Below are 19,274 nucleotides of genomic sequence, written 5' to 3' on the forward strand. Positions count from 1 at the left end.
ATTTATCTGCCGCCGCCGATCAGCACGCTATAAGCCTCACGCGTCTCCGGCGACACCGAATCCACCAGCTGCGCATGGGGTGTCTTGTGCCGCACCAGCACGCGGGCCGAGGCGATGGCCTTTGATTTGCAAAACCAGTGGCAGGTGTGCTGCATCAGGAAGAGTTCGGCCGACATCGTGAAGGCCTTGGCCTTGGGGCTGAGCCCGGCGGTATTTTGGGCCACGCGCGCAATACCGGCGGCGTGGATCGCCAGGGCAATGCGCATGTCGAAGCTCATGGCCGGCAGGATCAGGGTCGCAAAGGGAAAACTGATGGGCAGCCGGCTGACGCGGGCCTCGGGTTCAGGCACCCTGGCAAACTCTGTCGCAAATTTGCTGAACTGCACGGCCAGCTGCGCTTCAGAGTTGGCCAATTGTTGCCAGACCTGTTCGCGCCGCTCGGGCTCTTTTTCGCCGAGTGCCCGCAGGTAACCGTCAGCCAGCGTTTCCATGAGTTTTTCAATCTGGTAATTGCCCAGATGGCTGCCCAGCAGCGCTATGCGTTGGCGTTCTTCCCTGGCTTTCAGGAGGTAGGTGCCGATGGCGACAAAGGTCACCAGGAGAAAAAAGTCCATTTCAGTTCCGGTTGCATGAGGAAAAGGCTGGCAAGAGGCTTACCAGCACGGGTCGAGTGTAGTCACGCAGCCTTTTCCCGCGCTTGCGTCACGGAACACCCCTTGCTCTTGGTCCCTTTCTATCGCTGAACGGTGACATGGGTGCGACGATGTTGGGGTTTGCTTACAAAATCACCTGCCTGTCAGCCAATGCCTTGCCCCAGGCCAGCAGCCGGTAGCTGCGATGAGCCGGCACGTAGTAGGGGTCGTTCTCGACCAGCTCCGCGGCACGCGCCCTGGACGCAACCTCCATGACCCAGAGGCCCCCTACAAAGCTGTCGCCGGGCGTTTCACGCAAACCGCCTGCGATGAGGATTTCGTCCTGGTGTTGCCGAAGGTAGGCAAGATGAAGGGGTTCACGCTCCTGCCGGATCGCCAGCATGGCAGGTGTGTCGTCAAATAGGGCTATCCAGCGCATTGGGCCATCCTGATTGAAGTGATGAATGAAGTGGTGAAGATGAGGGACTTGGGGCTGTGATGTATCACGATGAGGGTTGTTTGCCCTTGCCGGGAGCCTTTGCCGGCTTGACAGTGCGCACCTTGCCGCCCTGGCTTCCCGCCGCGGCTTGCCTTAAGCCTGCCAGGGCGGGTTCCAGTACTTTCATGTCTGCGTTGGCTGCGTAGACGGCATAAGCGGGGTACAAAAACTCCGGCTTGCCTGGCACGCGAAACAGGCGGCCTTCCTTGATGTGGTTGCGCACCACGTTTTGCCGGAAATAACCGGCACCGCCCACCGCAAGCAGGTACTCCAGCCCCAACGGCCCCAAGCTGGAGGAGACCCCGACACTGGAAAGCTCCGGGAACGCCAGGCTGTGCTGTGCCGAGAATTCGCGCCCCCAGTCCACGTAGACGTAGTCGGCGGGCTGCGGCATCTCGAGCCTGGGCGAGGTGGTGACCAGCACCAGCTTTTCTTCGATCAGCAGTTCGATCCTGAGGCCGGGGCGCTGCCGCGGTGCATAGGCAATGACGATGTCCAGGGTTCCGTGGGCCACGCGTTCCAGCAGGTCTTCTGCAACGCCCACCTCGGTGCGAAGCGCCAGATCGGGTGCGTTTTTTCGCATCCAGAACAGCCAGTCGAGCATCAGCGGTTGCCAGAGGCTGATTTCACAGCCAACGGTCACCAGCGCGCGGCGACCGGGTGGCACGGCCATCTGATGGCGGGCGCGCTCCCAGACTTGCACCAGCGTCATGGCGTGCCGTACAAACTGCTCGCCTGCGGGCGTGAGCGATGCGCCGGCCTTGTTCCTGACGAAGAGCGTGCGTCCCAGCAGTTCTTCCAGCGTTTTCACACGAGCGCTGACCGCGGTCTGGGTGACATGCAGCCGTTCTGCGGCCTGGACAAAGCTGTGGCAGGACACGATTTCGAGGAAGGTGCGGGCGAGGTTGATATCCATGGCGTGTCTCCCATTTGTCCGGCCTTAGAGGCCGTGCTCTAAATGCAATTTTTCTGCATTCAAACGCAATATAAGTCGTTTTACTTTTATACTCGTAAACCCTATATTCTCGTCATGACCTCTGTTTCGGCAATCGTTGCCGCTCACGTCACTTCGAAAGGACCTTCCATGACACGCACCGCATTTTTCACTGAGCCCGCTTCCGCCAACGCCTCTGTCGGCGGCCGTTCGTTGCAGGCTTCTTCCTCGTTGTCTTCCTTGCTGCGCAAGGTGATGGATGCTGCGCAATTTCTGCTGCCCGGTGCACCGTCTGTCGCCGCTGCGCCTGGCCAGCCCTACCCATGGCTGACGGCAAATATCCGCCGCAACATGAGCCCTCGTGCCCAGCGCCTGATCCGCGCCGACTATTGATCCCTCTGGGCGCTGCGTCGCAACTGCGGCCGGCGCCGGCCTGGGGCGCTACATCTTCAGGCGCTGCGCATACCCCGTCATCTCCAGGTACCCCATCCCCACGCGCTTGCCGTTGTTGTCGATCAGCTCGCTCAAGCCTTCCCAATAAATCGCACCTGTCGACTGGCGGCTGTCCAGCTCCTGGTTGTCGATGACGGCGCGCACGGTATAAAAATCGGCCGGTGTCCGCACTATCCATTCCACGGGATAAGTCGCTTGCGTCAGTGGGCTTTTCCAATAGCGCACGGGTTTAAAAATCACCTCGCCGCGGCTGAAGGTGTACAGCCCTCCTTTGGTTGAGCGGAACGAGCCCCCATCCCACAGCGTGTTGCCGTCTTTGCCCCGCAGCCTGAAAGCGGTGAGGGCACTGCCGTCCAGCAGGTTCATGCCTATCCAGTCCCAGCCCGTGGCGTCTGAATGCAGGATCTCTTCGCTCCACTCGTGGTCCAGCCAGGCTGTTCCGGTAACGGCAAAGTTTTTTCCTTTGACTTGCAGGGTGCCGCGCGCAGCAAGCTGCGGCTGGCTGTAGTAGTAACTAGCCTGTTTTTCGTCAGGCCCTTTGCGCGACAGGCCCTTGTTGCCTTGCAGCAGCACGCCTTGCGTTTCTTCAAACTGCAGCTTGAGCGCAAAGTCGCTGGCCGGCAGCTCTGCGGTGTACCTTGCGCCCTCGGCTTTCAGGGACCAGTCGCGCAGTTTGACGGCCATGTCCTGTTCGCTGGCCATTGCAACGCCAAAACCTTCCCGTGCGATGCGCTGGTCGTGCCAGAGTTTGTTGCCCTGCACATCGGTGATGGCGGCATGCGCAAAAACCAGCTGCCTTGCGGCGAATTTTGACGACATGCCCTGCGTATCGTCCACGCGTGAACGGAAAAAGGTCAGCTGAAAGCCGAAGAGGCGACTATCCGCGGCCGTGGCCTGGCCGGTGATGTACCACCACTCGTTGCGAAAGCCGGGGTGGGCGCCGCGGTCGCGCGGGAACGCCAGTGTTTTGGCGGGCAGGGCGTGGGCTTCCAGGCCAGCCAGGCTCGCCAGGCCCGCCGCGCCGCCCAGCAACAGCTGGCGCCTTGGCAAACCGGCGGGCAAAAGTGGCTGGCGCATGCGGGTTCCGGGTTTCAGGCCCGCACCGGCCGCATCAAGCGGTTGATCTGCTCGTTCGCTGCCGTGCAGTCGCCCACTTTTTCAGCGACCCAGTTGGCGTTGTAGTACGTGGGCAGGTAGCGCTCGCCGGAGTCGCACAGCAGCGACAGGATAGAGCCCTGTTCGCCGCGCGCCAGCATCTCATGCGCCAGCGTAAGCATGCCCACCAGGTTGGTGCCGGTCGAAGGCCCGACCCTGCGGCCCAGCAGCTGCGACAAGGCCTGCATGGCGGCCAGCGAATCCACGTCGGCCACTTCCACCATGCGGTCTATCACTGTGCGGATAAAGCTGGCTTCCACGCGTGGGCGGCCAATGCCTTCGATACGCGAGCCTGCACCGGTGAGGCCGGCATCGCCGGTACGGTGGTAGGCGCTGAAAACCGAACCCACCGGGTCGGCCACACACAGCTGGCTGCCGTAACGCTGGTAGCGCACGTAACGCCCTATGGTGGCGCTAGTGCCGCCCGTGCCGGCACCCACCACAATCCAGCGCGGCACCGGGTGCCGCTCGCGGGCCATCTGGCTGAACATGCTTTCGGCGATGTTGTTGTTGCCGCGCCAATCGGTGGCGCGCTCGGCATAGGTGAACTGGTCCATGTAGTGGCCGCCGGTTTCAAGCGCCACTTTGCGCGCTTCGTCGTACACCTGCACCGCGCTTTCCACCCAGTGGCAGCGCCCGCCATAGAACTCAATCTGTGCCACCTTCTCGGGCGAGGTGCTGCGCGGCATCACGGCGATGAAGGGCAGGCCCAGCAGCCGCGCGAAGTAGGCTTCGCTGACAGCGGTGGAGCCACTGGACGCTTCGACGATGGTGGAGCTTTCGTGGATCAACCCGTTGCACAACGCGTACAAGAACAATGAGCGTGCCAGCCGGTGCTTGAGGCTGCCGGTGGGATGGGTGGATTCGTCTTTAAGGTAAAAATCAATGCCGCGCGCAGCGAATGCCGGCAGCGGCAGCGGGATCAGGTGGGTGTCGGCACTGCGCAGGTAGTCGGCTTCAATGCGGGCGATGGCGGCGCTGAGCCAGGAACTGCTGGAGGTCTGGAGGGAAGTCATTGCCTGATTCTCGCAGCAAGACCTGTTGGCGTAAAACGTCTTGCCCGCTCGCCGGTCCGGCGCAGGGGTTTCAGCGCCATTCCCGGCGGCGGGTCCCTAGGTCATTCATCAGGCCGGGGATTTCACTGCGGCCAATGCCGAGGTCATTGAGCTGGTGGTCGCTCATCAGCCGCAGCTCATTCAGGTTCCGTCGCCTCTGTGCGTTTTTGCGCAGGGCGGCCAGAAGCCTTTGGCTTAGCTCTCTGGCTGGAAAGCCGGGCAGGGCTCCCGGAAAAATTCTCATCGTCTTTGTCAGCATTTCGCGCACTCCTGGCAGGAAGTGCCCTATGGTGCTGAAAATCATGATATTGTGGAAGTTGAATTTTCTGATCGAAACTATCAGAATTACTGATATCAACTAACAAGCCACCTGCCATGCGCGAACTGAACCTGGACCAGCTACGCACCCTGGTCGCCATCACTGACCTGGGCACCTTCTCTGCCGCGGCGCAGGGCCTGCATCTGGCGCAGCCCACCGTGAGCCTGCATGTGAGCGAGCTTGAAAGCCGGCTGGGCACGCCGCTGGTGGTGCGCGGCGGTCGGCGCGTTGAGCCCACACCGGCGGGCGCCGTGCTGGTCGAGCGGGCCCGCCGCCTGCTGCGCGACGCCGACGATGCGGTCGATGCGGTGAAGCGCCACGTCGAGGGCCGCACCGGCCGCGTGCGCCTGGGCACCACTACCGGCGTGCTGGTGTACTTTTTGCCGCAGGTGCTCAAGGCCATGGAACAAGCCCACCCCGACATCGATGTCGAGGTCAGTATTCTTGGTTCCGCCGACACGCTGCAGCGCTTGCTGGACGGCACGCTCGATGTCGGCCTGGTCGCCACACCGCCGCCTGCGCAGCGCGGCATGGTGATCACCCACTGGCGTAGCGACCCGATGATGGCGTTTGTACCCAAGCGCTGGAAGGCGCCCAAACATGCCACGCCCGCATGGCTGGCCACCCGCCCGCTGATCTTCAACGAAACCCCGACCCATATGTACCGCATGACCATGGCCTGGTTTGCCGATGCGGGTTTCACGCCGCGCGCGCGCATCGAGCTCAACTATTCCGAGGCCATCAAGAGCCTGGTGGCCGCTGGGTACGGCGCTGCGGTGCTGCCGAGGGAGCAGTCGCTGGAGGAGTCCAACGTGCGGCATGACGTGCAACTGGTGCCGCTCAAGCCCGCGCTGACGCGCCACACGGCCATGGTCCACAGGCCGCTGGATGTGCTCGACGGCGCCACCCGTAACCTGCTCAAGACGCTGGCGAGTTTTCGGCAGACCTGAGCAGGGGCGTGATCTGCGACGACGGGTACGCTGCTGACGGCACCCAATTTCCTTTTTTTCTCAGAATTTGCAAAAAAAGTGGCGCCGGGATGTCGATTGGGCTCTATCCCGAACGTCGTGAGGTAGGTGACCGGTCAATCGCATGTCCGGCATCAACAAAACACTCAACCAGGCATCTCAGCAAAAGGAGAAACCACCATGACCCTTCCGACGACTCCCACCATGACGGCCTTTGAACGCTCACCCGACCGCGGCCGGGGGCTGGCGCGTGACATGCGCGTTCGCTGGGCGCTTGAAGAAGTGGGCCAGCCTTACGAGGTTCGCCTTGTTTCGTTCGCGGCGATGAAGGAACCCGCCCACCGTGCGCTTCATCCTTTCGGGCAGATTCCAACCTATGAAGAGGGTGATCTTGCGCTGTTCGAGTCAGGGGCCATCGTGTTCCATATCGCAGAACGCCATCGAGGTCTGCTGCCAGCCGATGTGAATGCCCGTGCGCGCGCCGTCACCTGGATGTTTGCCGCGCTCAACACGGTAGAGCCGCCCATCATTGACCGCTCAATGGCCGTGCTCTTCGAGCGGGACAAGCCCTGGTATGCGGATCGCCTGCCCGCGCTCGAGGACAGCGTCCATGCGCGGCTGGGCGACCTTTCCAGCCGGCTGGGCAATGCCGACTGGCTTGACGGTGCCTTCAGCGCCGGTGACCTGCTGATGGTGACGGTGCTGCGCAGGGCGGGCGTATCGGGGCTGCTGGAGAAATACCCGAATCTTTCGGCTTATGTGGCCCGTGGTGAAGCGCGGCCTGCCTACCAGCGTGCTTTTGATGCGCAATTGGCAGTTTTCACTAGCGGGTCATCGGCCGCCTGAGGAGGGGCAGCCTTGGGGGCCGGTTGTTTTACGGGCTGATGGGAAAAAGCGCTTCCGTTTGGGTCATTGCCGACACTGCAACAAGCTCATTTCATCTTGGAAAAGTATTCCCAGAATCTTCCGGTGTGGACCCAGTAGAGCGTTGGGCTTAAAAAATGCAGGTGTTGCGCTGTTTCTTCACCGATGCGGCCAAACACAACAACCACGCTTGTTTCTGACTTCCAAATAACCCGATACGGTGTGACGGACCTGGCGTCCTCGAACATCGAGGTGAAGCGTTTTGGAGTGAATAGCACCTCTGTCTTGCCGAGTGTCCGAAGCATAATCGCCTGAAACTCTGTAGAGCCTGGGGGATGCTTACCCCATCCGTCAACGGTCAACCCTTTGTCAGAGCGCCAACGGCCCAGCAACCAATCGGCGGGGCCGGAGGAAGGTGTTTTGGATGGCATCGATTGAGATGACGAATTTCGACTTCTGGCCAAAAGCGGCCATCCGCTTTATAGCATCAGGCTACTTCACGCTCCGCGATGCGGCGCGAGAGTTCGGAGCCGCGGGCCAAGAAGAAGCGATGCAGCTCGCGAGCATAGCCGCTGCCCACCGCTTGCTGGACTGAGGGACGCGCAGCGAGAGCGGCGCGCCAGGCCTGCACCTTTGGCAATTGCTCAAAGAACCCAATCTCACCCACGTCGTCCAGCACATCGAAATAACGGAACACGGGCCCGAACACGGCATCGACCATGCTGAAAGATGCACCGGCGAAATAAGGCCCCTGATCCGGCAACACGGCCTCAAGCTGGGCAAACCGGCGCCCAATGTCTTCGCGGTGCCGCGCGAGGGACGCCGCATCGGCAGCGTTGTAGAACGCTCCGATGGCATTGAGCAGGGCAGAGCCGAACTCCATCCAGGCGCGGTGCTGGGCCCGCTTCAGGGCATCCGCCGGGTGCAGGCGCGGCAGCAGGGTGTCGTCCAGGTATTCGCAGATCACGGCGGATTCAAAGATCGCGTCGTCGTCTACTTGCAGCACCGGCGTCTTGCCCAGCGGAGAGATGGCCTTGAACCAGTCGGGCTTGTTGGCGAGGTCGACGTTGATGCGCTCGAAGGCGACGCCTTTTTCGGTCAGCACGATGGCTGCGCGCTGCACGTAGGGGCACAGTGTGTGGCTGATGAGGGTGAGCTTCATGGTGATGTCTTTCTGCGCAGATCAGCGCGGCACCAGCAGGCGGCTGCGGCGCGCGGCCCAGGCGCCGTCACCCAGCAGCCATTGGGCGAGCGAGGCTACCAACAGGAACAGCGGGTATTCCCAGCCGCCCTTGGGACTGGTAAACACCCAGCCGTTGGGCCAGTGCACCCAGACGACCACCAGCAGCACCGGCGCGAGCAGCAGTGATGCCTGGCGGCCATAAAAGCCCAGCAGCAGCGCCGCGCCGCCGGCCAGCTCGACCGCTACGACAACGTAGGCCATGAAGCCGGGCAGGCCGACCGATTCAAAGAACTGTGCCGTGCCGGGCAGGGTGAAGACGAAGATTTTGAGCAGCGCGTGGGTGACCCACATGGTGCCAAGGGCCAGGCGCAGCAAGGTGGCGCCATGGCTGGCGCTGAAGTTTTCAGAAGTGTCGGTGGTCATGGTGTAAAGCCCGGCAAAGGGCGTAGCGTTGAAGGAGCCGCCACTTTACGATTGCAAGAATACAATGTAAATTGGCAATCATGAAAACATCTATTGCAAAAACGCAATACGCTTTGACGGCGTCGGACCTGGAAACTTTGCTGGCCATGGTGCGCGGCATGACGCTGGCCGAGGCCGCGCGGCGGCTGGGCGCGGATGCGTCCACGGTGTTCCGCTCGGTGCAGCGCATCGAAAAAAACCTGGGCCAGCGCCTCTTCGAAAGGTCGCGCCTGGGCTACCTGCCCACAGAGACCATGCTGGGCCTGGTGCCGCATGCGGAGCGTGTGGAGGCCGAGCTTGAAGCCGTGCGCGCCAGCATGCAGCGGCCGCATGAAGGCGTTTCAGGCCTGGTGCGGCTGACCACGACCGACGCGGTGCTGCGCGGGCTGGTGCTGCCTTCCCTCAAGCCGCTGCTGGTGCAGCATCCACTGTTGCAGCTCGACATTCGCACCGGCAATGAACTCGTGAGCCTGAGCCGGCGTGATGCCGACCTGGCGCTGCGTGCGACACGCAAGCCGCCCGACCACCTGGTGGGCCGCAGGCTGGGCGCTGTGCGCTTTGTGGTGTGCGGATCAAAAACGCAGGCCAGGGCGGTGTCGTCCAAAAAAATCCCCTTGCTTGATGCGTTGGCGGGCTTTGACTGGATAGCGCCTGACGAATCGCTTCCGGAGCACCCCTCGGTGCTGTGGCGGCGCAAACAGTTGCCCAAAGTTATGCCGCGGCACTATGCGGACGGCATTGTGGCGGTGATGGATGCGATCAAGGCGGGGTTGGGGGTGGGCATTGTGCCGCGCTTCATGCTGGCGGGAGAGCCCGGGCTGGTGCCGCTGGGGGACACCCTGGCCGACTGCGAGTCAGACCTGTGGCTGCTGGCGCACGCGGAATCGCGCCACCTGCGGAGAATTTCCGTGGTGTATGACCACTTTGCAAACAGCATCAGGCTGGACTGATGCGATGGACTTCGACTTCAAAATGCTGAAGTCCGGAAGACGACTTCCCCGCTGGGAATGTGCACGACGCGCACTTCCTGCCGCGTGGGGTCGGCCACACTTTTCACGGCCACCGCCACAGCCAGCGAGTAGTCTGCGAAAAGATGATTCGAGCTCGACGGCAGCAGGCTGCCTTCGGCCGGATCAACGTTTTCAATGCGGTAGTCGTGCGGCGGTGCTTTAGCAGGTCTCATGATGCAAGCCCTCTCTGGTGAATGCCTCCATGGTAGGAGTTCATCCCGGCGCTGTGATGACAATCGCGCGTCAGAAACGTGACCATGAGTAAGCAAACGAAAACGCCTTTCGGCGTGGTCGCCTGCATTGGAGAAAGCTAAAGATGGGAAGGCGGCAGGTGCTGCACCATGCAGCGCGCAGGCCCTGTATTCATTGGCCAACCCGCGGAGCGCCTCGTATCAAGATGTACAGCACGATAAACAGGATGAGACGAGGCTCGCACGGGGACGCGGCCATTGCCTGGCGGGCAGCAATTCTCAGTGCAGTTCGCGCCGCGGATCGTGGTCGGAGAGCTCCAGGTTTTTCATCTCGACGGCGATGGACTTCAGCATGTCGAGTGCGGTTTCAGGCGTTTGCACAATGCCCAGCCAGCCAAACAGGTGGTGGCGCAGGAACAGCAGGATCTTGCCGGTCAGCGGGTCGCAGGCAACCCAGTGCCGCGGGCTGTAGCTGGGCTCCAGCGCACTCAATGGCGGGCAGTCCAGCGGATAGGGCGGGTCCATGTCCGCGCGCAAGCCGGCAAGGCTGGCGACGAGTTCTTCGAGTTCTTCGGCCTGCAGCCTCAGGGGCTGGTTGAGTGCCAGGGTCACGCTGCCGTCGTCATTGCGGGTGAGCTGCAAGCCGTGGGACGGCCGGGAGGAGGCATGCCGTGCGAACTTGCCTGTCGGGTTCGCGTTGGCGCCGGTCAGGGGGCTGGTGTTGGTGGTCATCGCGTTCTCCGCAGGCATTTGAAAGAGAAAAAGGGAGAGAAAAAGGGGCGTGGGAGACAAGGGCTGGCAAAAAAACCTGCGCACTTGACGGCCATCGCATGAGTCACAGTGTGATGCCGGGAGCGGCCGGATGACGTCGGAAACCGGCCTCCACGCCTGTAGGACGGTACACGGGGGCTGCCCCTTGCCCGTGGCGTATCCTTTCGCGGCAAATGCCGCAAAGGGGCAAGGCTTACCAGTCTTCTTTCACCGCCAGCACGGCGTCCCGGCCTGCGGCCGCGCGGCCCGCCAGCCAGGCCGTTACGGTGCCGGCCGCCACCACCGCGGCGCACAGCAGGGCCAGGCGCAACCAGGGCACCATCAGGTCCATGGTCCAGTGAAAGCTTTGCGGGTTCACCACGTACACCAGCACGGTCGACACCGCGAGTCCCAGGGCCAGCCCCGCAAGCGCGCCTATCACCGTCCAGGCCGCGCCTTCGCCGGCCACCACGGCCAGGATTTGCCGGCGTGTCAGCCCGAGGTGCGCCAGCAGGCCAAACTCCTTGCGGCGTGCCAGCATCTGGGCGCTGAAGCTGGCGGCCACGCCGAAAAGGCCGATGGCGATTGCCACGCCCTGCAGCCAGTAGGTGACGGCAAAACTGCGGTCAAAAATCCGGAGCGATGTGGCGCGCAGCTGGCTGACGGAGGCCAGCTCCAGCAGCGCGCCGGCGCCGGACTGCTGCTCGGCCAGGCCGCGCACGGCCTGCTGCACCTGGCTGTCGCTGGCGCCCTCCGTCAGCCACAGCGCGAGGTCGTTGGTGCGCTGGTCGCCGGTCAGGCGTTCGAAGTCCGTGTGGGCGATGGCGATGGCGCCGAACTGGCGTGCGTAGTCGCGCCAGACGCCCGCCACATAAAACACGGGCGTCCCGGATCCCACCTTGCTTGCTATCAAATCAGGAGCTGCTCGCGCTCGTCCTGATTGGGCTAGAGCCATAAAAGCTTGTGAAAGTGGGCGAAAAACGGTGCCTGGGCGTGCCCCGTACAGGTCCACCATCGGCTCGCTCACATAGATGCCAATGTGCCCGGGCGGCACCGGCAGCGCCTGGCCCACCAGCGGCAGTGCGGTGGCCGGGTTGTCCAGCGGGCGGGCGATCAGGGTGACGCTGGGCCTGGCGGTATCCAGCAGCAGCTGCGTGGTGCGCAGGCTGCCCACCCGCGCCACGCCGGGCAGGCGGCCCAGCGCATCAACAAACTCCGGAGAGAAGTACGCCGTGTCGCTGGCGGAGGTTCCCAGCGCCGTGCGCACATACAGGTCGGCCGGCAGCACCACGTCCAGCCAGTGCGTGACCGACTCGCGAAAGCTGGTCACCATCACCGTGAGCGCCACGGCCAGGCTCAGCGATGCCACCACGCCGCTCACGGCCACCGCGGCGCTTTCGCGCACGCGGCGCGCGCGCTCCACAGCCAGCAGCGGTAGCAGCCGGTGAGCCACCCGGGGGCTGAGCCGGTTGTAGATCAGCGAAATCAGCCAGGGCAAGGCGGTGATGCCGCCGACCAGCAGCAGGCCTACCGACACGTAAGCCGCCAATGGAATGCCAAATAGCGGTGGAACCAGCGCCAGTAGAGCGCCAGCAGCTATCAAAATGATACTGAACCAGTGGCCGCCGCCGGTGCCTGCCGCAGCGCCGAGGCCCTTGAGGGTTTGCGCGGGCGGCAGTTTTTGCGCCGCACGAGCCGGCCACCATCCTCCCACCCCGGCGGCAGCAATTCCCAGCGCACCGTAAGTGAGTGCGGCCCAGCCGTTCCATTGCAGGGTAGGTGCGACGCCGGAAAAGTAGCCGCCCCCCAGGTCCCCGCCCAGCAGCCGCAGCGCCAGCGCAGCCAGGCCGGAGCCCAGCGCGATGCCCAGCACGCTGCCGGCCACGCCCAGCAGCAGCGACTCGGCCAGCACCAGCTGCAGGCGTTCACGGCCGGTCAGGCCCAGCACGCCCAGCAGCGCGAATTGCTGCGCGCGTTTGGCCACACTCAGCGAGAGCACCGAAAACACCAGGAAGGCGCCTGTGAACAAGGCCACCAATGCCAGCACCGTCAGGTTGACGCGGTAGGCGCGCGACAGGTTGCTGACGCGTTCGGCCGCATCGCCCGGCGCCGTGGCGGTGATGTTGGACGGCAGCTGCAGCGACTCGATCACACGGCGCGCATCGGCGCCGGCGCTGAGCCTGAGGTCGATGCGCGAGAGTTGTCCGGCCTTGCCGAAGAGTTCTTGCGCGGCGGCAATGTCCATCACGGCCAGGGGCCCGCCACCGGCGCCGACGCTGCCGGCCACAGAAACCCTGCGCAGTTCAAGGCCGCTTTGCAGGCGCAACTCCGGCGAGTGCAATGCTTGCTGCGCGGCGGGGTTCAAGAACACCTTGCCAGGCGCAAACAGGGCGAAGCGTCCCGCGTCGGAAGACGGCACCGGCATCAGCGACGGCGCGATGGCGGCCACCGCCAGCGCGTCGACGCCGATGATGCGCAGCGGCAGGCGGCCGGTGGGGGAGGTGTCGTCCAGCGCATACGTGCTGATTTCAAGCACCGGGCTGGCCAGCGCGACTTGCGGATGGTTGGCCACGCGCGCGTACACCGCCTCGTCAAAGCTGCCCTGCACGGCACGCAGCTCCAGGTCGGGTTGACCGTTGACCGCGCGCACCGCCTGTGAGAACTCACTGAGTGCCGACGCATTGATGAGCTGTACGGAAAACGCCAATGCCACGCCCAGCATCACAGCCACCACGGCGGCGGCGTTGCGCCAGGGGTGGTGTTGCAGTTCCCGCCAGGAGAAACTTGAAAGCAGGGCGCGCATGCGCTCATTGTGCCTTTCAGCGCCGCGGCGAAACCTGCTCGCAGCAATTGAACGAATCAGCCATCTGTATCGGTACAGAATCGGGCTTTCTGGCTCTGCCCAGAAAATGCCTCGTCATTTAAGCTTGCAGTCTCTTTTGGATGCCTCCCCGGATCTTTCTGAGTTTCTACCCCGGAATGAAAGCGTATTCACCATGCAACTCCCTACCTACGACGACGTCACCGCCGCTGCCGCGCGGCTTGAAGGCCATGCGCACCGCACGCCCGTGTTGCGGTCCAGTACGGCCGATGCCCGCTGGGGCGCGAATTTCTTTTTCAAATGTGAAAACTTCCAGCGCATGGGCGCTTTCAAGTTTCGCGGCGCCTTCAATGCGCTGTCAAAGTTCGACGCGGCGCAGCGCCGGACTGGTGCCATCGCGTTTTCGTCGGGCAACCATGCACAGGCGATGGCGCTTTCAGCGCGCCTGCTCGGTATGCCCGTGGTCATCGTGATGCCCAAAGATGCACCCGCTGCCAAGCTGGCCGCCACGCGGGGCTATGGCGCGGAAGTGGTGCTGTACGACCGTTTCACCGAAGACCGCGAGGCGCTGACGAAACGGCTCGCCACCGAACGCGGCATGACCTTGATCCCGCCTTATGACCACCCCGACGTGATTGCCGGGCAGGGTACGGCAGCGAAAGAGCTGATCGAAGAAACCGGCCCGCTGGACCGTCTCTACATATGTCTGGGCGGCGGCGGGCTTACCAGCGGTTCGGCGCTTGCAGCCCGCGCCCTGTCGCCGCAGTGCAAGGTCTATGGTGTCGAGCCTGAAGCGGGTAACGACGGCCAGCAGTCGCTGCGCGCAGGCCGCATTGTGCATATTGAAACGCCAAAAACCATTGCGGACGGCGCACAAACCCAGTACCTGGGCGATTACACCTTTGCCATCATCCGGCGGGATGTGGACGACATCCTCACCGTCAGCGATGCGCAGCTGGTCGAGTCCATGCGCTTTTTTGCCGAGCGCATGAAGATGGTGGTGGAGCCTACTGGTTGCCTGGCGTTTGCCGGGGCGTGCGCCGCGCTGCAGGCCAACCCGCCGGCTGCCGGCGAAAAGGTGGGCGTCATCATCAGCGGCGGAAATGTTGATTTGAAGCGCTACGCGGAACTGCTCGCCCAGCCTTGACGCCCTGAATGCGAGGAGCGCAGCTTAGGGAAGAATCCCGTCTGCGTTTAAATGCAGCCGGCGGTCTGCGCGTGCGGCCGCGGCTTCGGAATGGGTGACCAGCACCAGTGACGCGCCGTGCTCGCGGGTCTGGGCAATCAGCGCATCCATTACTTTGGCGGCCGTCGTTGGGTCCAGGTTGCCGGTGGGTTCGTCGGCCAGCAGCAGGCTGGGCCGGTGCACCAGGGCGCGGGCAATCGCCACGCGCTGCAACTGGCCGCCGCTGAGCTGCTGGGGCAGCCGCCCGCCCATGCCCGACAAGCCGACCGCATCCAGCAGTGACTGCACGCGCGCATCATTCGGCTCGCCGAGCAGCAGCAATGGCAGGGCGACGTTCTGCGCAACATCCAGGTGCGGCAGCACATGAAAGGCCTGAAACACAAAACCCACATGGCGCCGCCGCAGCAGCGCACGCTGGTCATCAGTCATGGCGCCCAGGTCCTGGCCGTTCAGCAGTACCGTGCCTTCGTCCCAGGTATCGAGCCCGGCCATGCAGTTGAGCAGCGTTGATTTGCCGACGCCTGATTCGCCGATGATGGCGACGAATTCGCCGGGCTCAACATCCAGCGTGACATGGCTGAACACGGCAGTTGTGCCGTAGCGTTTGGCGAGGTCCCTGAGTTGAAGGCTCACGTTATCTGCCTCACGGAAGCGTCAACCAGCGCAAGCACCTGCTGCAACGCATCGGCCGCATCGCAGGCCACGACCTGGCGCTGCGGCATGGAGCGCAGCCAGGTGATCTGGCGCTTGGCCAGCTGGCGCGTGGCGAAAATGCCTTTGTCGCGCAGCTCGGCCAGCGGGTAGTTGCCATCCAGTGCTTCCCATGCCTGGCGGTAGCCGACGCAGCGCATCGAAGGCAGGTCGGGGGTGAGGTCGCCGCGTGCGCGCAAGGCTTTCACTTCGTCCATCAACCCGCCGGCCAGCATGGCGTCGAAGCGTTGGGCAATGCGCTCGTGCAGCCAGCTTCGGTCTTGCGGTTCAAGGGAAATAAGGGCTGTAGCCATTGATGGCTGTGCGCCAGCAGCTATGTTTTTTGTAGCGTTTTGCTGATGAAAGGATGACAGCGGCTGGCCTGACACGCGGAAAACCTCCAGCGCACGCGAGATGCGCTGCGAATCGTTCGGTGCGAGCCGGGCGGCCGTGACCGGGTCCACCCGGGCCAGTTCGGCATGCAGCGCCGGCCAGCCGTTGGCGGCTGCTTCGTCGGCAATCAGGGCGCGCGTGGCGGGGTCGGCCCTGGGCATGTCGTCCAGCCCGTCGAACAGCGCCTTGAAGTACAGCATGGTGCCGCCCACCAGCAGCGGCAGTTTGCCGCGTGCGCGGATGTCTTCCATCAGCCGGTTGGCATCGGCCACAAACTCGGCCGCGCTGTAGGCGTGCAGCGGATCGCGGATGTCGATCAGGTGGTGCGGCACAGCGGCCAGCTCGGCCGGTGTGGGCTTGGCGGTGCCGATGTCCATGCCGCGATAGACCAGGGCGGAATCGACGCTGATGATTTCCACTGCGTGGCGCTGCGCGATGGCCATGGCGGCGGCGGTTTTGCCGGAGGCCGTCGGCCCGGCCAGCGCGATGCCGCGCATGTCAGGCCCTGGCTGCGGCCTCATGGGCAGGCTCTCCGTATTTCTGGATCACGGTCCAGGCCGTGGCGGCGATCAGTACGCTCCAGAACCAGACGCCGTTGGTCAGCGGCCGCACCGTGCCGTCCATGTGGGTTCCCAGCCAGCCGCCCATGCCGAAGGCTACGACCATCATCAGAAAACCGTTGAGGGCCGAGGCAGCGCCCGCCGCCTGGGGGAAGGGGCCTACCGCGCCGCTCTGCCCGCAGGGCTGGTGCACGCCATGCCCCAGCATGAACAGGTAGTAGGGCAGCATGATGGCCCAGACGTTCTGGATGCCGGCCCAGGCCAGCACGCCCATCAAGGTTCCGCCGGCCAGCGTGAGGCACGCGGCCACAGCCACCGAGCGCCGCACGCCAAAGCGTGGCAGCAGCCGACGGCAGATGAAAGTGCCGGTGAGGTAGCAAAAACACATCGAAAACATGATGAGGCCGTAATGTGTTTTGGTCAGGCCCAGCACCTTGATAAACACGAACGACGAGGTGGCCAGAAAAGTGAAGAGGCCGCCGTAGGAGGCCGCGGTCAACACCGAAAACGCCAGGAACGTGGGGTTGCGAAGAATATGGACCCAGGTGCGCAGCAGTGTGGCTGGCTGCAGCGCACGCGGGTTTTTCTGTGCCAGGGTTTCTTCAAACCGCAGCAAGACGAGGGCCAGCGTGGCCGCGCCGAACACGGCCAGTGCCATCAGGGCCATGCGCCAGCCGAAAAGCTCGGACAGCAGGCCGCCCAGTGGTGCACTGATACAGGCCAGCACGCCCAGGCCGCTCAAGCCCTTGGACATGGCGCGGGCGCCTTCAAGCGGCTGGTACAGGTCGCGCACAATGGCGCGCGCGCACATCACTGCCGCGCCCATGGCGGCGCCCTGCACGATGCGCCAGGTGATCAGCAGCGTCATCGACGATGCGAGCGTGCTGCCGACGGAGGCGAGGGTGTAGGCGCACAGACCCCAGAGCAGGATGGGACGGCGGCCGAAGCGGTCAGACAGCGGGCCCCAGATCAGCTGGGAGGTGCCGAAGGCCAGCAGCAGGGCGCTGAGCGTGAGTTGGGCCTGCGACATCGGCGCGCCGAAGCCTTCGGTCAATGCGGGCAGGGCGGGCAGGTAGAGGTCGGTCGTGACCGGCTGGATGCCCAGCAGCATCGACAGCACCAGCACGACCATGCCGGGCGACATGGCAGGCGCCGCGGTCTTCGAAACAGGAACATCCATTGAGCTGAGCGTATCAGACAAACGCTGGCGTGGCTCCGCGGAGCGGCCGTCTCCAGAATGGCTCAGGACCCGGAAGAAGAGAACGGAGGGCGCAGGGGGAGCAGGCGGTCCAGGCCGGTGATTTTTGCATGCTGCAGCAGCATGATGGTCTTGGCGTCTTCAATGGCGCCGCTGCGCACCATGGCCAGCGCGTCTTCCAGCAACAGCTCGATCACCTCAATGTCTTCGCCTTCATTGACGATGCCGCCGCCTTCCCCGGTGCGGTCCGAGCTTTCGTAGGAGGCCACGAAGAAGTGCAGCTTTTCAGTGACCGAGCCCGGGCTCATGTAAGCCTCGAACACCTTGTGCGGTGCCTGGATGCGGAACCCGGTTTCTTCGGCTGCTTCGCGGCGGATGCAGGTCTCGGGGTCGTCGCCATCGAGCAGTCCGGCGCAGGCCTCAATGAGCATGCCGTCGGCGCAACCATTGACCCAGGCCGGCAGCCGGAACTGCCTTGTCAGCACCACGGTTTGCCGCCGGACGTTGACAAGAAGGATCGCTGCGCCGTTGCCGCGGTCGTAGACCTCGCGTGTCTGCTGCTGCCACGTGCCGCCGCGGCGGCGCAACTCGATGGTGAGTTTGCGCAACACATACCAGTTGTCGGACAGGCGTTCATCGCCGAGCACGCGCACGTGTTGTGCGGGCGGTGGAGTCAGGAAGGAAGGGCGCATTCGGGTTGGTTGATTTCGTGTAATATCGTGCATTATCATGAAATTTCGTGCAATGTCCAGTTCCAGACCGCACAAGAGACCGGAGCCGAAACCCGATGCTGACCAGCCAACGCAAACACCTGCTGCTGACGCGCCTTGACCGTGACGGGCAACTGGTTGCCAAAGCCGTCAGCCAGGAATTGGGTATTTCGGAAGACACCATCCGGCGCGACCTTCGCGAGCTGGCCCAGGCAGGCAAGCTCCAGCGTGTCCATGGCGGGGCCTTGCCTGCTTCGCCGGCCGTCGGTAATGTGGCTGTGCGTGAGCAGATTGCGCCGCTGGACAAGCAGGCCATCGGCCAGGTGGCGGCGGCCATGGTCCTGCCCGGGCAGGTGGTGATCATTGACGGCGGCACCACAGCGTTGCAGATGGCGCGGCACCTGAGTGAAGACCTCCATGCGACGGTGTTTACCCACAGCCCGGCGGTTGCCCTAGAACTGGCGCGTTGTCCCCACATCGTGATTCAGCTGCTTGGCGGGCGGCTTTTCCGGCACTCCATGGTGGCCATGGGGGCCGAGTTGATGGAGCAGCTCTCGCGCTTGCGGGCGGATGTGTTTTTCATGGGGGCGACCGGCGTGCATGCGTCGGCGGGCGTGACCACGGGAGATTCCGAAGAAGCCGCCGTCAAGCGGGCACTGCACCGCTGTGCCTCGGAGACAGTGCTGCTGGCATCGGGCGAAAAACTTGGCGCGGCCTCGGCCTGCCGCATCATGGCGTTGGCCGATGTGTCGGCGGTGGTGGTTCACAGGGGCACGCAAGCAGCGTGGATCAGCAGCGCCAGACGTGCCGGCGTGCGCGTGGTGAGGGCCGGCTGATCAAGCCTGGGGTATCAGGGCGCTGTCGGGGCGGCCAGGCTGTTCAGCGCAGGCCCGACTTGTACCGGGCGATGGCCTTGGCCCGCAGGTCTTCGCTGATTTCTGTTTCGCTTGCGGCGGGAGCGGCAGCCACTACGGCGGGCGATGCTGCGGACGCTGACAGCAACGGTTCGCTGCCGCTGCGGGGTCCGAAAATCTTGGTCTGCGCATAGGCCGCGTAGCTGCGCAGGCGCTCGTCCTTGCTGTTGAGCGCTTCCTGAATTACCTCAGTGGCGTACGGCAGGTCGTGCAGGAATTGATGGACATTCAGTGAACGGCCGAACTCCCGCTTCATGGGAATGACCATCCGCACCGCGTAGGCCATGAGATCGGAGTCGTCAGGCGGTGTCATGGTTAACAGCATGG

At 63.7% G+C, this 19,274-nt stretch carries 23 protein-coding genes; 6 read left to right on the top strand and 17 right to left on the bottom strand.

The genetic code is table 11. The features are described 5' to 3' along the window. Window positions 1-2: 2 nt before the first annotated feature. From AC1D13_RS02750 to AC1D13_RS02760, 3 genes are all read right to left on the bottom strand, one after another. A complete protein-coding gene (locus AC1D13_RS02750; RefSeq protein ID WP_457278992.1) occupies window positions 3-614 on the bottom strand; it encodes a hypothetical protein in 612 nt (203 codons plus the stop codon). 163 nt (window positions 615-777) lie between these two features. Then, window positions 778-1,071 carry a YciI family protein gene (locus AC1D13_RS02755; RefSeq protein WP_477667505.1) on the bottom strand — a complete coding sequence of 98 codons (294 nt, stop codon included), beginning with the start codon at window positions 1,069-1,071 and terminating at the stop codon, window positions 778-780. 64 nt (window positions 1,072-1,135) lie between these two features. Beyond that, on the bottom strand, window positions 1,136-2,047 hold the full coding sequence (locus AC1D13_RS02760) for a LysR family transcriptional regulator (protein WP_477688899.1): 912 nt from the start codon (window positions 2,045-2,047) through the stop codon (window positions 1,136-1,138). Window positions 2,048-2,215: 168 nt separating this feature from the next. Between AC1D13_RS02760 and AC1D13_RS02765 the strand changes: the two genes are divergently transcribed. Continuing rightward, window positions 2,216-2,458 (top strand): hypothetical protein, encoded by a 243-nt coding sequence (locus AC1D13_RS02765; RefSeq protein ID WP_457278989.1) that lies wholly within the window; start codon window positions 2,216-2,218, stop codon window positions 2,456-2,458. A 48-nt stretch (window positions 2,459-2,506) separates the two neighbouring features. Here AC1D13_RS02765 and AC1D13_RS02770 read toward each other — a convergent pair whose 3' ends face one another. The 3 genes from AC1D13_RS02770 to AC1D13_RS02780 form a co-directional block, all read right to left on the bottom strand. After that, the gene (locus tag AC1D13_RS02770; protein WP_477688900.1) at window positions 2,507-3,595 is read right to left on the bottom strand and encodes a lipocalin-like domain-containing protein; all 1,089 of its coding nucleotides are present in this window, start codon (window positions 3,593-3,595) and stop codon (window positions 2,507-2,509) included. A gap of 14 nt (window positions 3,596-3,609) precedes the next feature. Further along, a complete protein-coding gene (locus AC1D13_RS02775) occupies window positions 3,610-4,689 on the bottom strand; it encodes a PLP-dependent cysteine synthase family protein (RefSeq protein ID WP_477688901.1) in 1,080 nt (359 codons plus the stop codon). A gap of 70 nt (window positions 4,690-4,759) precedes the next feature. Continuing rightward, window positions 4,760-5,032 (bottom strand): DUF1127 domain-containing protein, encoded by a 273-nt coding sequence (locus tag AC1D13_RS02780; RefSeq protein ID WP_477688902.1) that lies wholly within the window; start codon window positions 5,030-5,032, stop codon window positions 4,760-4,762. 71 nt (window positions 5,033-5,103) lie between these two features. Here AC1D13_RS02780 and AC1D13_RS02785 point away from each other — a divergent pair, with 71 nt between their 5' ends. Together AC1D13_RS02785 and AC1D13_RS02790 are read left to right on the top strand one after the other, a co-directional pair. Beyond that, the gene (locus AC1D13_RS02785; RefSeq protein WP_477667501.1) at window positions 5,104-5,997 is read left to right on the top strand and encodes a LysR family transcriptional regulator; all 894 of its coding nucleotides are present in this window, start codon (window positions 5,104-5,106) and stop codon (window positions 5,995-5,997) included. Window positions 5,998-6,195: 198 nt separating this feature from the next. Continuing rightward, a complete protein-coding gene (locus AC1D13_RS02790) occupies window positions 6,196-6,861 on the top strand; it encodes a glutathione S-transferase family protein (protein WP_477667500.1) in 666 nt (221 codons plus the stop codon). A gap of 86 nt (window positions 6,862-6,947) precedes the next feature. Here the strand turns inward: AC1D13_RS02790 and AC1D13_RS02795 are convergent, their stop codons facing one another. From AC1D13_RS02795 to AC1D13_RS02805, 3 genes are read right to left on the bottom strand one after another with little or no spacing between them, the layout of a single operon-like run. Further along, window positions 6,948-7,310, bottom strand: a complete 363-nt coding sequence (locus tag AC1D13_RS02795; protein WP_477667499.1) for a hypothetical protein — start codon at window positions 7,308-7,310, stop codon at window positions 6,948-6,950. A 56-nt stretch (window positions 7,311-7,366) separates the two neighbouring features. Continuing rightward, window positions 7,367-8,041 carry a glutathione S-transferase family protein gene (locus tag AC1D13_RS02800; protein WP_477667498.1) on the bottom strand — a complete coding sequence of 225 codons (675 nt, stop codon included), beginning with the start codon at window positions 8,039-8,041 and terminating at the stop codon, window positions 7,367-7,369. 21 nt (window positions 8,042-8,062) lie between these two features. Further along, a complete protein-coding gene (locus tag AC1D13_RS02805) occupies window positions 8,063-8,485 on the bottom strand; it encodes a DoxX family protein (RefSeq protein WP_457278980.1) in 423 nt (140 codons plus the stop codon). A gap of 80 nt (window positions 8,486-8,565) precedes the next feature. On the opposite strand from AC1D13_RS02805, the gene AC1D13_RS02810 reads away from it, so the two are divergent. Then, entirely contained in the window at window positions 8,566-9,474 is a 909-nt protein-coding gene (locus AC1D13_RS02810) for a LysR family transcriptional regulator (protein WP_477667496.1), read from the top strand. A gap of 17 nt (window positions 9,475-9,491) precedes the next feature. On the opposite strand, the gene AC1D13_RS02815 is transcribed toward AC1D13_RS02810, so the two are convergent. The 3 genes from AC1D13_RS02815 to AC1D13_RS02825 form a co-directional block, all read right to left on the bottom strand. Continuing rightward, complete coding sequence (locus AC1D13_RS02815) at window positions 9,492-9,707, bottom strand: hypothetical protein (protein WP_477646876.1); 216 nt, start codon at window positions 9,705-9,707, stop codon at window positions 9,492-9,494. Window positions 9,708-10,004: 297 nt separating this feature from the next. Next, window positions 10,005-10,457 (bottom strand): hypothetical protein, encoded by a 453-nt coding sequence (locus AC1D13_RS02820; RefSeq protein ID WP_477667495.1) that lies wholly within the window; start codon window positions 10,455-10,457, stop codon window positions 10,005-10,007. Window positions 10,458-10,689: 232 nt separating this feature from the next. Continuing rightward, window positions 10,690-13,278 (bottom strand): ABC transporter permease, encoded by a 2,589-nt coding sequence (locus AC1D13_RS02825; protein WP_477688903.1) that lies wholly within the window; start codon window positions 13,276-13,278, stop codon window positions 10,690-10,692. Between the two features lie 193 nt (window positions 13,279-13,471). Between AC1D13_RS02825 and AC1D13_RS02830 the strand changes: the two genes are divergently transcribed. Beyond that, on the top strand, window positions 13,472-14,443 hold the full coding sequence (locus tag AC1D13_RS02830) for a threo-3-hydroxy-L-aspartate ammonia-lyase (protein ID WP_477667493.1): 972 nt from the start codon (window positions 13,472-13,474) through the stop codon (window positions 14,441-14,443). Window positions 14,444-14,467: 24 nt separating this feature from the next. Here the strand turns inward: AC1D13_RS02830 and AC1D13_RS02835 are convergent, their stop codons facing one another. The 4 genes from AC1D13_RS02835 to nudK form a co-directional block, all read right to left on the bottom strand. Next, window positions 14,468-15,115 carry an ABC transporter ATP-binding protein gene (locus AC1D13_RS02835; protein WP_477688904.1) on the bottom strand — a complete coding sequence of 216 codons (648 nt, stop codon included), beginning with the start codon at window positions 15,113-15,115 and terminating at the stop codon, window positions 14,468-14,470. Continuing rightward, complete coding sequence (gene miaA, locus AC1D13_RS02840) at window positions 15,112-16,086, bottom strand: tRNA (adenosine(37)-N6)-dimethylallyltransferase MiaA (protein WP_477667491.1); 975 nt, start codon at window positions 16,084-16,086, stop codon at window positions 15,112-15,114. The genes AC1D13_RS02835 and miaA overlap by 4 nt, the downstream gene beginning before the upstream one ends. Then, window positions 16,064-17,305: a multidrug effflux MFS transporter gene (locus AC1D13_RS02845; RefSeq protein ID WP_477667490.1), complete on the bottom strand. Its 1,242-nt coding sequence runs from the start codon at window positions 17,303-17,305 to the stop codon at window positions 16,064-16,066. Before AC1D13_RS02845 ends, miaA begins: the two co-directional genes overlap by 23 nt. A 62-nt stretch (window positions 17,306-17,367) precedes the next feature. Next, window positions 17,368-18,015: a GDP-mannose pyrophosphatase NudK gene (nudK, locus tag AC1D13_RS02850; RefSeq protein ID WP_477667489.1), complete on the bottom strand. Its 648-nt coding sequence runs from the start codon at window positions 18,013-18,015 to the stop codon at window positions 17,368-17,370. A 95-nt stretch (window positions 18,016-18,110) separates the two neighbouring features. Between nudK and AC1D13_RS02855 the strand changes: the two genes are divergently transcribed. Then, on the top strand, window positions 18,111-18,869 hold the full coding sequence (locus tag AC1D13_RS02855) for a DeoR/GlpR family DNA-binding transcription regulator (protein ID WP_477667488.1): 759 nt from the start codon (window positions 18,111-18,113) through the stop codon (window positions 18,867-18,869). A gap of 43 nt (window positions 18,870-18,912) precedes the next feature. Here the strand turns inward: AC1D13_RS02855 and AC1D13_RS02860 are convergent, their stop codons facing one another. After that, window positions 18,913-19,272 (bottom strand): hypothetical protein, encoded by a 360-nt coding sequence (locus AC1D13_RS02860; protein WP_457278969.1) that lies wholly within the window; start codon window positions 19,270-19,272, stop codon window positions 18,913-18,915. Window positions 19,273-19,274: the final 2 nt, after the last annotated feature.

The organism is Polaromonas sp. P1_E12 (genome assembly GCF_056405975.1).